The sequence below is a fragment of the Frankia sp. AgPm24 genome (assembly GCF_023243055.1).
In the GTDB taxonomy this organism is placed as follows: Bacteria; Actinomycetota; Actinomycetes; order Frankiales; family Frankiaceae; genus Frankia; species Frankia umida.
Genome location: NZ_JALKFW010000002.1, coordinates 161,908 through 173,319, shown reverse-complemented (window position 1 = coordinate 173,319; position 11,412 = coordinate 161,908). Strand labels below are relative to the sequence as shown.

Sequence of the window (11,412 nt, the reverse complement as noted above, 5' to 3'; positions counted from 1 at the left end):
GAGACGGAGTGAGACCACCCCGCTCCTAGAGTGGGGAGGCGTCTGTCAGTGAAACAGGAAAACCTGCCCGCGAGGGTGGGAATCCCCGGTCTTCAGACCGGGGAGGATGTCAACATCCCGGTCGAGACGCACGGACGCGGTGTCCGTCCACGGCGATCGGGCAATGCGGTCGACAGGACGACGCACCCCGCCTGGTGGTCATCGCCGGGCCGTCCACAGGGCGACCGGCCGGACGTTCACGACGCTCTCCACGGACGGACAGCGAGCGTCCTGTGCATAGGGCTGGTCTGCTCGGCCACGGTGCCCGCCCGGGGACGGGGTCCCGTGCACGGTCCTGTCGGTGCTCGGCGATGGTGCCCGTCCGGAAGCGGGGCCCTGTGCACGGGTGACTGCGGGCACGGGGATGGCGGCTGCCGGCACGGTGCCCGTCCAGGGGCGGGGTTCTGGCTGCATGGATGGGGCGGTGCTCGTCATCGGGCAGGGTGCCGGGTGTGGACGCCGGCCCTCGGGACGGCCGGGGTCGAGTCGCGCGGTGCAGCCGCGGTTTCACGGTGACCGAGGCGGGGCGTCGCCGGGTGGTGCCCCTGTGCGCGCAGCGATGTGCGGCGATGTCATCGGCCGGCCGGTGGAAGGCGGGCACCGTGAAGGCGACGGTGCCCGGGCACTGTCAGCGCGGTCGTCGATGCGGTGCCCGTGCTGGATCAGGGTGCGGCCCGCCACGGTGACCATCGCCGTGGGTGGTGCCAGTGTGCTGCTGACGGTGACCGCTGAGGTTGAGGGGCACGTCAACGGCCGCGGACGCTGCCCATGTGCGTGACCTGGGGCAGGCCCCGTGATGTTACGGACGCTGTCCCCCTGGTGTTACGGACACCGCCTCCTCGGGAAGCACGCTGCCCCGGTGGGGAGAACGGGTGCGGTGGGTCTCCACAGGCGGCGCACAGTGCCCGTGGATGGGCATGGTGTGGTCGGACCGGCGCGCTGTGCACAGCCGGGGTGAGGCGTGACTGCGAGGCACGGGGCGTCCCGGTGGTCATGGTCAGCCACGGTGCTCGTCCACGGTGCGGCTCGTCAGGTGAGGGCGAGAGCGACTGGCTGCACCGCTGGGCTCGGCGGTACCCGCGGATGGGCAGGCACGAGCGAGGTCGGTGCCCATCGGCGGACGGTGACCCTGCGCGGCGATGACCCTGCGGGGATGGTGACCGTCAGGGGGCAGGGGGGTGTTCGGGGCGGACGGCGGCGAGGCAGAAGTCGACCAGGCGGCTGTGGAAGGTCTCGTGGTCGAGGGGCTGAGGGGCACCGAAGGCGTGGCGGGCCAGCAGCGAACCGAGGAAGGCGCCGGAGGCGAGGTCGGTGTCCAGGTCGGCACGGGCCTCACCGCGGGTCACCGCGTCGTGGAAGGCGTCCTCGATGGCGGCGGCGCAGCGGTCGACCGACTCACGGCGAAACGCCGCGTACATCGCCGGAAATCGGGGCAGTTCGGCCATGCAGCGGCCGAGGATCGACATCCGTGGCTCGGTGAAGACCGCATCCACCAGGGGGGCGAGTCGCAGGAGGTCACCGCGCAGGGCTCCGGTGCGGGGCGGGACGAGGCCGGCGGCCAAGGTGCCGAGGGCGGCCAGAACGAGGTCGTCCCGGTCGGGCCAGCGCATGTAGATGCCGCGCTTCGCGACTCCGGCGCGGGCGGCGACGCTGTTGACGCTGAAGCCGGCGACGCCGTTCTCGGCGAGCTCCGCGACGGCGGCGGTCAGCACCCGGGTGTCGATGGTCGCGTCCCGCGGTCGTCCCCGCCGAGGGCGGGATACCTCGCCGGTTCCGCCCGCTTCAGTGTGATTTGGACTGTCCGTGATGTCCGTCATGTCCGTCACGCTCACCGTGTCTGCCGGGTTTGCCATACCTGCTGCGTGCGACCTGTCCGGACCGGGATTTCCCGGCCGGCCCGGCTCGATGTGGCCTCCATGTGGGCAAGGCTAAGCCGAGGAGGGGTGTGGACGACTTCCTTTTAGGGCACCGATGTGGTTACTTAAATCTATCGCGCGACCTACGGAGGCAGCATGACGAACGCGCTCTACTCGGCCACCTCGACCGCCTGGGGTGGTCGGGACGGCCGGGTGGCATCCAGCGACAACCGGCTTGACCTGCAGCTGTCCATGCCCAAGGGGCTCGGTGGGGACGACGGTCCGGGCACGAATCCCGAACAGCTGTTCGCAACCGGTTACGCGGCGTGTTTCCACAGTGCGCTGAAGGCGGTGGCGCGCGGCCGGAAGATCGACGTCAAGGACTCCGCCGTGTCGGTCACCGTGTCACTCGGTCAGGCTGACGGGGGCCTCGGCCTGAGCACGCGGATCGAGGCGCAGGTCCCCGGACTCGACCGCGCCGTCGCGCAGGAACTGCTCGCGGCTGCCCACGAGATGTGCCCGTACTCCCGTGCTACCAGGGGAAACGTGCCGGCTGAGGTCGTTCTCGTCGACGAGGAGTGAAGCTGGCGCGGTGACCGCCCACGGCGATCGCCCGCTGCCCGTGCGGGGACGGGGCTCCACGCGGGGCACCGTCCCCGTGGGCACCGTCCCGGCCGCGCGCACGGTGCCCACGGCACAACGAAGCCGTGTCAACTCCAACGGTCTCCGTCTTTGCACAGCCTGGGAGCAACTGGGCGTCACGTGATTCGGGTGAAGATCCACCGCGAATGTCCTAGTGTCGAACTGCACCACCCCCTCAACGTCGAGGGACCAGCCATGGCCCGAAACGGACGAAGGGCGCACACTTGCGGATCGCGTTGTTGTCGTACCGGAGCCTGCCCACCTGCGGTGGCCAGGGGGTGTACGTCCGACATCTGTCCCGCGAACTGGTCGCCCTCGGCCATCACGTGCAGGTGGTCAGCGGACCGCCATACCCGGTGCTCGACCCAGGCGTCGAGCTGACCGAACTGCCCAGCCTCGATCTCTACGGCGAGGCGGACCCGTTCCGCTGGCCGAAGGCGGCCGAGCTGCGCTCGCTACCCGACGCCGTCGAGGTCGCGATGATGCGCACCGGTCAGTTCTCCGAACCCCTGTCGTTCAGCCTGCGCGCCTACCAGGCGCTGCGGCCACGCGCTGCCAGCGGGCGGCCACCGTTCGACATCATCCACGACAACCAGGGGCTGGGTTACGGCCTGCTGGCGCTGCGGTCGGCGCTGCGTCCCCACCGGATCCCCGTGGTGAGCACCGTGCACCACCCGATCACGGTGGACCGCCGGCTCAGCCTGGAGGCGACATCCGGCTGGAAGGCCCGCACCGGTATCCGCCGGTGGTACTCGTTCCTGCCGATGCAGGCACGGGTGGCCCGCGGACTGGACGGGATCGTCATCCCGTCCGAGAGCTCGCGCCGCGAGATCATCACGGATATGGCGCTGCCCACCGAGTGCATGCACACGGTGCCCCTGGGGGTGGACTCGGACATCTTCACCCCGGCGCCCGCCGGGGCGTCGCCGGTACCCGGCCGGATCGTGGTCGTGACCAGCGCCGATGTGCCGCTCAAGGGGCTCGGGGTGCTGTTGGAGGCGCTCGCCGCGCTGCGCCACGAGCGGCCGCTGGCTCACCTGGTCTGCGTCGGGAAGGTCCGCGAGGGTGGCCAGGCCCAGCGCCGGGTCGCCGAACTGGGCCTGGCGGACGCGGTGACCTTCCGTTCCGGCGTGCCGGAGCTGGAGCTCGTCGACCTGCTGCGTTCCGCCGAGGTCGCGGTCGTTCCCTCGCTGTACGAGGGCTTCAGCCTGCCGGCTGTCGAGGAGCTGTCCTGCGGGATCGCGCTGGTCGCGACGACCGCGGGCGCGCTGCCCGAGGTGGCCGGGCCGGACGGTGAGGCGGCGCTGCTCGTCCCACCCGGTGACCCGGTGGCGTTGGCCGGCGCGATCCGCCGGCTGCTCGACGACCCTGACCTGCGGGCCCGGATGGGTGCCGCCGGCCGCCGCCGGGTGGAGCAGCGTTTCTCCTGGCGTGCGGCGAGTGCTGCCACCGCGGCCTGGTACGCCGAGCGGATCGCCGCCGTGGGCGGCACCCCGACCTCGCCCTACCCCGGTGCGACCTGGCCGTGGATACCGCAACCCACGCCAGCCACGGGCACCGTCTCGTCCACAGGTTCGACGGTGCCCACCGGTGGGTCGGTTCCCATCACCGCCACGGTGCCCACCGGCGCCACCTCGTCGGCGACGGTGACCGGGCCGTCCGCGCCGGCGAACTGACCGGCCGCCATGCTCACCGTTGACTTCGACCGTTTTCCCGTGCCCGAGGGCACCCGACTGCTCGACCTGGGCTGCGGCGGTGGACGGCACACCTTCGAGGCGTTCCGCCGCGGCGCGCAGGTGATCGCGCTGGACTACTCCTTCTCGGATGTCCGGGACGTCCAGGCGATGCTCGGCGCGATGGCCCTGGAGGGGCAGGCTCCACCGGCGGGACGGTCCGCCGTGGTGCGCGGCGACGCGCTGGCTCTGCCGTTCGCGGACGACACGTTCGACCGGGTCATCGCCGCGGAGATCCTCGAACATCTGCCCGCGGACACCGCGGCGATGGCCGAGATCGCCCGGGTGGTGCGTCCGGGCGGGTGGATCGCGATCACCGTGCCCAACCGGCTGCCCGAGAAGGTCTGTTGGAGCCTGTCCTCGGCCTACCACACGGTGCCCGGCGGGCATGTGCGCATCTACCGGCGCTCCGAGCTGCGGGAGCGACTGATGAAGGTCGGTCTCGAACCGGTCGACACGCATTTCGCCCATGCGCTGCACTCGCCGTACTGGTGGCTGCGGTGTCTTGTCGGTGTCCATGACGACGACCATCCGGCGACGCGGCTTTACCACCGGATGCTGGTGTGGGACATGATGCGCAGGCCTCGCGTCACGCAGCTCGCTGAGCGGGTCCTCAACCCGGTGCTCGGCAAGAGCATCGTGCTCTACCTGCGTAAACAGTCAAACCAGGAGGCCACTCGTGCGGTCCGTTGAGTCTGCTCCGGTGCTGGATTCCGAGGCACTCACCGCGACCGCGAAGGCGATCGCCGCCGTCCAGGAAGCCGATGGTGCGATCCCCTGGTACCCGGGTGGGCACACCGACGCCTGGGACCATCTGGAGTGCGCGATGGCGCTCGACCTGTGCGGTCAGGTCGACGCCGCCGACGCGGCCTGGGACTGGCTGTGCCGCAACCAGCGGGCCGACGGTTCGTGGGCGACGAGCTACCTCGGGGGCGCGGTCCGGGAGGACTTCGTCGACAGCAACCAGTGTGCCTACGTCGCCGCCGCGGCCCTGCATCGGTGGCTGCTGTTCGGCGACGAGGAGTTCGTCACCGGGATCTGGCCGGTGGTCCGCCGCGCCCTCGACTTCGTGGCCGCGTTGCAGGCCCCCACCGGGCAGATCTGGTGGGCCCGGTCCGCCGACGGTGCCCACTACCCCGAGGCGCTGCTCACCGGCTGTTCCAGTACCCTCCACAGCCTGCGCTGCGGGATGGCCCTGGCCGCTGTCATCGACGAGATCGGCAGTGACGGCGGTAAGGGCGGCGGCCGCAGCGGCGAGAGTGGTCGGGGGCGGGCCGCCGAGGCCTCGGCACGCTGGGGGCGGGCCGCCGACGACCTGCACCACGCGCTGCTCGCCCATCCCGAGTACTTCCTGCCCAAGGACCGCTGGTCGATGGACTGGTACTACCCGGTCCTCGGGGGTGCGCTGCGTGGGTCCGCCGGCCAGGCCCGGCTGGCGTCGCAGTGGGACACGTTCGTCGTGACCGGCCTCGGCGCCCGCTGCGTCGCCGACGAACCGTGGGTCACCGGGGCCGAGACCTGCGAACTCGCGATCGCCCTGCACATGGTGGGCGAGACCGAGTCGGCGCGGCGGCTGGTCACCGACATGCAGTGCCTGCGCCACGCCGACGGCGGCTACTGGACCGGCTGGCAGTTCGCCGATGAGGTGTTCTGGCCGGTCGAGCAGTCCACCTGGACGGGCGCGGCGGTGATCCTCGCCGTGGACACGCTGGCCGGCGGGGTCACCGAGCAGCTGTTCCGCGGCGATGACCTGCCGGCGACCGCACTGACCGCACTGACCGCGCGCACCTGCGGCTGCCAGTCACAGGACGCGGCGTAGCGTCCGCAGCGAACCGGTCCGCGACTGCTCCTCGAAGCCCTCGGCCAGGGCGCGCAGCAGGACATGGTACGGCGCCTGGCCACCGTCGGCCGGGTCCGGGAACACATCGTGGATGAGCAGTGCCCCACCGGGCATGACATGCCCGACCCACGCCTCGTAGTCGGCCTGGGCCTGCGCCTCGGTGTGCCCGCCGTCGAGGAACAGCAGGGCGACCGGCGTCGACCACCATCGCCCGACCTGCTCGGAGCGGCCGACGACCGCGGTGACCACGTCCTCTACCTTGGCGTTCTCGAGGGTTCGGCGTAGATGGGGCAGCGTGTCCATCCGGCCGGTGCGGGGGTCGACCAGTGAGCTGTCGTGGTACTCCCAGCCTGGTTGGTTCTCCTCCGACCCACGATGATGGTCGACGGTGACCACCGTGGCCCCGGCGGCCCGCGCACCCGCGGCCAGGTAGAGCGTGGACTTGCCGCAGTAGGTGCCGACCTCGCAGATCAGCCCGCCGGCCGGCACCTGGGCGGCCGCCCGGTGCAACGCCGCCCCCTCGTCGGGGGGCATGAAACCCGTCGCCGCCTCGGCCAGCTCCCGCAACGCCGCGTCCACCGCATACTCCTCAGATCGACCGAACCCCTGCCAGCATCGGCGGTTCCAACCTAGCCGGCCGGCTGGCGGGCCGCCGCCCGCTCGGCCCGACGGGCGAAGATCTCGTCGCGGACCTCCTCCATCTCCTTGAGGGCCTTGCGCCGTCCACGGCTGGAGAGTCGGTCGATGTAGAGGCTTCCGTTGAGGTGGTCCGCCTCGTGCTGCAGGCAGCGGGCGAAGTAGCCGGTGCCCTCCAGCCGCAGCGGCGCACCGGTCTGGTCCTGGCCGCGCACGACGGCCCGCTCGAGGCGGGCGACCTCCTGCGACGCGCCGGGCACCGACAGGCAGCCCTCGTCGCTCCTGACGAGGCGCCGCTCGGTCGGGTCGGGCTCCTCGAGCACCGGGTTGGCGATGTGCCCCACATGGCGGACGCCGTCGTCGTCGGTGCAGTCGTAGACGAACAGGGAGGCATCGACGTCGATCTGGTTGGCGGCGAGCCCCACGCCCTCGGCGACGTACATCGAGGCGAACATGTCGTCGATGAGCGCGGCGAGTTCCGGTGTGCCGAACTCGGTGATCGGCTGGCAGGGCCGGTGCAGGATCGGCTCGCCGACAACGGTGATCCGCCGGGGGTTGCCACGCGCCGTCTCCGGAGGCAGCACCGGATAGCTCTCGACGGGCTCCCCCAGCACGCGGACCCGCGGGTCCGGATCCTGATCCGCGTGGTTGTGGCGGGTACGCGAGGCCATGGCGACCTTCTCCCTTCGTCCGACCGGACGTTCGCGCCGGCGGTCGGCGCCGTGCGGCCGGGCCAGCTCGGACGCCCGGGTGGCGGTCGTTTCGGGCCGCCATCGATCCTGCGCCGTGCAGTGAGATGAGCCTATGAGTTTGGCGGAACACCGGAGGGCAGGTGCGACGGCCCGGGCTCCGTGCCCGCCCCACGCCCGCGCCCACGGCACGGCTGCGCCCACCAGGCCGCGAACTCCTGCTCGGCCCGGCGCTGCCGATCATCCCGGCACGGCGGGCACTGGGTGTCCTGCGCGGGACGCTGACCGCAGGTGGCACACATCGGCTTGGCCCGTGCCGGCCCGGCGCCGCGCACCATCTCGGCGTGGGCCTCCTCCACCGTGCGCCGACAGTAGCAGCCCACCGAAAGAGACGTACATGTCACCCAGGGAGAAAGATCGCCCGATCCATGATGCTCCGCCCACTCATGGTCGCAGATCGAGCACGTGGACACGGACGTATTCGAGCACACCAACTGATCCACAGCCATCGGTTGTCCACAGCCATCAGACGTTGACCGTGGACGAGCACCCTGCCCGTCCACAGCCAGCCGTGCCGTGCTCAGGCGGCGAACGCCGCGTCGATCCGGCGCACGGTGCCCCTCGATCGCAGGTGCAGGATCTCCAGATCGAGCCCCTCATCGCCCAGGACGACGAGCAGCCGCGCCGCACCCACGGCGTAGACGACCGCATGGCCCTGCTGGCACCGGATGACCACCCCGTCCAGCGGACCGAGCCCGACCTCCTGGCCGGTCGATCTGCCAAGGCCCAGGGCGGCGGCCGCCATCGCGGCGATCACTTCGGGCCGGGTGCCCTCGGCGTCCGCGCAGAACAGCAGGCCGTCGGCCGCGGCGACGACGGTGCCGGTCACACCGGGGACCTGCGCGCGCAGGCCGTGCAGTTCGGTCAGTACCGCGTCAGTGATCGTGATTGCGGTGATCATCGAGGTCTCCTTGCAGGCGTCCGTCGGCGACAGCCACGGACGGGCGGGTCACTCAGAGGTCGAGTGCACGGGCGATGAGCCGCAGACTGTGCCGGGCGAGCGCGAGATTCGCGCGGGACCGATCCAGCACCAGGTAGAGGAACAGCGGACTGTCCGCTCGCTCGAGCAACCGGACAAGGTGATACTGCCGGTCAAGGCTGACGAGGATGTCCTCGATCCCGTCCCGGACACCCAGCACGTCCAGAGCGCGACGCATTGACCGCACCACCTCCGTGTTCCCGGCCGACGCCGTTTCCAGGTCGAACTCCCGGCTGCCACCGGCGGAACCGAGCATCATTCCGCTCTCCGCGTCGACCAGTGAAACACCGACCGCGCCGTCCACCTGCATGGCTTCCTTGAGCGCGGTCTCAATGTCCATAACCGTGTTCTCCTCAACCCGATGACCGGAGGATGTAATTCCTTCGCCAGCTTCGGCGATAACATGACACAGACCGCCGGCATATCGTGTGGACACAACGACCGTACCGTTGCCCGATCAGCCTGTCACACCAGGGATATCACCATGGACGATGAGACGGACACCATTCGGGGTTACATTTCCCCGACGAACGATCGACCCCGAACGGAGGTCATCGGCCTGCCGACCCGCCGCCCCGTCCCGCTCCAGGCATCGGCTCCGGAACCCGGTCCGGCATCGGCATCAGGTCCGGCATCGGGTCAGCGTTCGGGCGTCATCGGCGGCGCGGAGTGGTTGCTGACCGCCCTGGTCAGCGGCGCCGACGACGCGTTCACCGGCAGCCTGGACGTGTGTGGGGCCGCCAGCGGCCGGGTGACCTTCCAGGACGGGCTGATCATCGACGCCGGCACGTCCGCGGCGCCGGGGGTGGAGTCGGTGCTCCTGCGCTCCGGACGGGTCACGGCGCAGCAGTGGACCGCGGTGCACACCGCGGGGGCGGCGACCGGCCAGGTGCCCGCCCTCCTGGTCGAACGTGGCCTGCTGGGGCGTGCGGGCGTACAGATCCTGGCCCGGATCACCGTGATGGACGCGCTGTTCGCCCTGGCCAGCTCCGCACCCACCGCGGTGGCCCGCCAGCCGGCGCGGCCCGGCGCCGTGGCCGTACCGGCGCTGCTGCCCGCGCGGCCGGGGATCGACGCCAGGTGGGCGGTACGTGAGACCGCCCGGCGGCTGGCCGTCGCCGACCAGTGGAGCACCCAGTTTGGTCTGACCGCGCGGTCCCGGCCGCGGCCGGCGTCCGGTGCGGCCCGCATGCCGACAGTCGCACCGCAGGTCAGCCTGCTCGCATGGATGGATGGCCGGCGGACCGGTCGCGACCTCGCCTTCGCGCTGGGCCGCGGAACCTATCCCGTCCTGACCGATCTCGCGTTTCTCATCCATCGGGGCTGGATCGAGCTGGCACCCCCGCAGGGGCATCCCCCGGCGGACGTTCCCACGCGGATGGCCCGACCGCGCTCGACGCCCGCCGACCCCTCGGTGCCCCGCCCCTACGGTGACCGTTTCCACCGGGCGCCGGCCACGGCCGACACCGCGCTCTCGGACCACGCCCCGAGACGCCGCTACGAAATTCTGGTCGACAGCCCGCTACCCCGCCACCCGATTTCCACCGCGGCCAGAATCGCCGAACAGCGGCATCGGCCAGCCGTGGACATGTCGCACCGCCATGGCCAGGTGGAGGCCACCTGACCGCAGCGACCGAAACAGCACCTGTTTCCTACGGAACCATGGCCAGCCGCTCAGGAACAACGGGCTCGTAGTTGGTGAACACAAGATCCCAGCTGTTGCGCTTTCTTGAAACCAGATTTATGTCTCGGCGCGTCGCGAGCCGAGCCTCGCGGAAGTGCGCACCAAAAAGTTCGTGGACGAACTCGGTGTCACTGTTGGTGAGGGTGACGAAAACCCCCCTCGAGTCGGCGCGGCGCATGGCCACACAGAGTCGCACGTGATCATCTTCGCCGAACTGGCCTGGCGTGTAGCGCTTGAAATCCGCCCACCCACCGAGCGGAACATAAGGTGGATCCAGGTAGACCCAGTCGCCCGGCTGCGCCTGATCGATGGCGGCCTCGAAGTCGGATTCCACTATCGTGGCGTCCGCGAGCGCCCTGGACGCACGCAGCAGGGTGTTCCGGTTGTAGTAGGGTCGATCATATGCCCCGTACGGAGTGTTGAATCCGCCGCTCCTGTTCACCCGCCACAGGCCGCGAAAGCTGGTCTTGTTGAGATAGACAACCCGCGCCGCCCGCTCGAGATCGGAAAGATCGGCAGGGCTCCACCGCCGGACACCATCAAAGTACTCCGGCGTGTTCGGCATCGTGTCAAGAAGATCCATAACGTCAAGCGGGTTCTCTTTGACCTGCTGGAAGCAGACGACCAGCTCGCCGTTTGCGTCGCTCAGCGCGGAGCTCGTGGGTCGGAGCTCGAAATAGACGGCGGCGCTGCCCAGGAATGGTTCCCGATATGTGCCGGAGAAGTCGGGTGCGATTGCCACCAGAGTGCTGGCGTAGCGCGTCTTGCCGCCCACCCATTTCAGGAACGAGCGCTCGCTCGGCGCGAGACTCACAGTCTGTGGACGCATCGACCGCACGTCCAGCATGCTACCGGGCCTGTGGGAGAAGATCCGACAGCCGAGCCGGCTGATAGGTGCGGGGCATGTCCGGGCCTCGCCGCGGCGCCCTGACGGGGCGCTTCCCTCGCTCGCGAACCCGATGGGAACCCGAGGGCCGGCCGGGCTGGACCCGCGGGGCGTACGGCTACGTGGCCGCGCGGATGGACACCAGGAGCACCAGCGCGCGGCCGCGCGGAAGCGCCCGGGTGTACGCGCTCCTGGCGGCCTCCACGTCGTCGTCTGGGGATCGCCAGCTCGGCACCGCCCAGAGCGGGCCTGGCGCCACCTGACCGGACGGGCCTGGCGGGCGGCGTGGGAGAGGAACAGCCCGGCGTTCCTGGCCCCCGTCGAGAGCGAGCGGTGCGCCTGCGGCGCTCTCGTGCTGATCGCGCGGC

11 protein-coding genes are annotated in these 11,412 nt (G+C 70.7%); 5 read left to right on the top strand and 6 right to left on the bottom strand.

What is annotated here, in order from left to right:
- Window positions 1–1,202: 1,202 nt before the first annotated feature.
- The gene (locus MXD61_RS01575) at window positions 1,203–1,856 is read right to left on the bottom strand and encodes a TetR/AcrR family transcriptional regulator (protein ID WP_248811048.1); all 654 of its coding nucleotides are present in this window, start codon (window positions 1,854–1,856) and stop codon (window positions 1,203–1,205) included.
- 195 nt (window positions 1,857–2,051) lie between these two features.
- Between MXD61_RS01575 and MXD61_RS01570 the strand changes: the two genes are divergently transcribed.
- The 4 genes from MXD61_RS01570 to MXD61_RS01555 all read left to right on the top strand — a co-directional run bounded on the left by MXD61_RS01570 (window position 2,052) and on the right by MXD61_RS01555 (window position 6,089).
- The gene (locus MXD61_RS01570) at window positions 2,052–2,477 is read left to right on the top strand and encodes an organic hydroperoxide resistance protein (RefSeq protein WP_248811047.1); all 426 of its coding nucleotides are present in this window, start codon (window positions 2,052–2,054) and stop codon (window positions 2,475–2,477) included.
- A gap of 284 nt (window positions 2,478–2,761) precedes the next feature.
- Window positions 2,762–4,213: a glycosyltransferase gene (locus MXD61_RS01565; protein WP_248811045.1), complete on the top strand. Its 1,452-nt coding sequence runs from the start codon at window positions 2,762–2,764 to the stop codon at window positions 4,211–4,213.
- A gap of 9 nt (window positions 4,214–4,222) precedes the next feature.
- Window positions 4,223–4,963: a class I SAM-dependent methyltransferase gene (locus MXD61_RS01560; RefSeq protein ID WP_248811043.1), complete on the top strand. Its 741-nt coding sequence runs from the start codon at window positions 4,223–4,225 to the stop codon at window positions 4,961–4,963.
- Window positions 4,950–6,089, top strand: a complete 1,140-nt coding sequence (locus MXD61_RS01555; RefSeq protein ID WP_248811041.1) for a hypothetical protein — start codon at window positions 4,950–4,952, stop codon at window positions 6,087–6,089. Before MXD61_RS01560 ends, MXD61_RS01555 begins: the two co-directional genes overlap by 14 nt.
- Here MXD61_RS01555 and MXD61_RS01550 read toward each other — a convergent pair.
- The 4 genes from MXD61_RS01550 to MXD61_RS01535 form a co-directional block, all read right to left on the bottom strand.
- Window positions 6,072–6,689, bottom strand: coding sequence for a class I SAM-dependent methyltransferase (locus MXD61_RS01550; RefSeq protein WP_248811039.1), 618 nt, complete (start codon window positions 6,687–6,689; stop codon window positions 6,072–6,074). The two genes, MXD61_RS01555 and MXD61_RS01550, sit on opposite strands and share 18 nt — an antisense overlap.
- Before the next feature lie 50 nt (window positions 6,690–6,739).
- On the bottom strand, window positions 6,740–7,417 hold the full coding sequence (def, locus tag MXD61_RS01545) for a peptide deformylase (protein ID WP_248811037.1): 678 nt from the start codon (window positions 7,415–7,417) through the stop codon (window positions 6,740–6,742).
- 598 nt (window positions 7,418–8,015) lie between these two features.
- On the bottom strand, window positions 8,016–8,396 hold the full coding sequence (locus tag MXD61_RS01540; RefSeq protein ID WP_163549515.1) for a roadblock/LC7 domain-containing protein: 381 nt from the start codon (window positions 8,394–8,396) through the stop codon (window positions 8,016–8,018).
- 52 nt (window positions 8,397–8,448) lie between these two features.
- Window positions 8,449–8,814, bottom strand: a complete 366-nt coding sequence (locus MXD61_RS01535; protein ID WP_163549516.1) for a hypothetical protein — start codon at window positions 8,812–8,814, stop codon at window positions 8,449–8,451.
- Window positions 8,815–8,958: 144 nt separating this feature from the next.
- Between MXD61_RS01535 and MXD61_RS01530 the strand changes: the two genes are divergently transcribed.
- A complete protein-coding gene (locus tag MXD61_RS01530; RefSeq protein WP_248811035.1) occupies window positions 8,959–10,098 on the top strand; it encodes a hypothetical protein in 1,140 nt (379 codons plus the stop codon).
- Window positions 10,099–10,126: 28 nt separating this feature from the next.
- On the opposite strand, the gene MXD61_RS01525 is transcribed toward MXD61_RS01530, so the two are convergent.
- Window positions 10,127–11,005 carry a Dam family site-specific DNA-(adenine-N6)-methyltransferase gene (locus tag MXD61_RS01525; RefSeq protein ID WP_248811033.1) on the bottom strand — a complete coding sequence of 293 codons (879 nt, stop codon included), beginning with the start codon at window positions 11,003–11,005 and terminating at the stop codon, window positions 10,127–10,129.
- Window positions 11,006–11,412: the final 407 nt, after the last annotated feature.

What these genes read in the sequence shown, in the direction of transcription:
- MXD61_RS01575 (WP_248811048.1), bottom strand. Translation starts at nt 1,856, where the DNA reads ATGACGGACATCACGGACAGTCCAAATCACACTGAAGCGGGCGGAACC.
- MXD61_RS01570 (WP_248811047.1), top strand. Translation starts at nt 2,052, where the DNA reads ATGACGAACGCGCTCTACTCGGCCACCTCGACCGCCTGGGGTGGTCGG.
- MXD61_RS01560 (WP_248811043.1), top strand. Translation starts at nt 4,223, where the DNA reads ATGCTCACCGTTGACTTCGACCGTTTTCCCGTGCCCGAGGGCACCCGA.
- def (WP_248811037.1), bottom strand. Translation starts at nt 7,417, where the DNA reads ATGGCCTCGCGTACCCGCCACAACCACGCGGATCAGGATCCGGACCCG.
- MXD61_RS01540 (WP_163549515.1), bottom strand. Translation starts at nt 8,396, where the DNA reads ATGATCACCGCAATCACGATCACTGACGCGGTACTGACCGAACTGCAC.
- MXD61_RS01535 (WP_163549516.1), bottom strand. Translation starts at nt 8,814, where the DNA reads ATGGACATTGAGACCGCGCTCAAGGAAGCCATGCAGGTGGACGGCGCG.
- MXD61_RS01530 (WP_248811035.1), top strand. Translation starts at nt 8,959, where the DNA reads ATGGACGATGAGACGGACACCATTCGGGGTTACATTTCCCCGACGAAC.
- MXD61_RS01525 (WP_248811033.1), bottom strand. Translation starts at nt 11,005, where the DNA reads ATGCTGGACGTGCGGTCGATGCGTCCACAGACTGTGAGTCTCGCGCCG.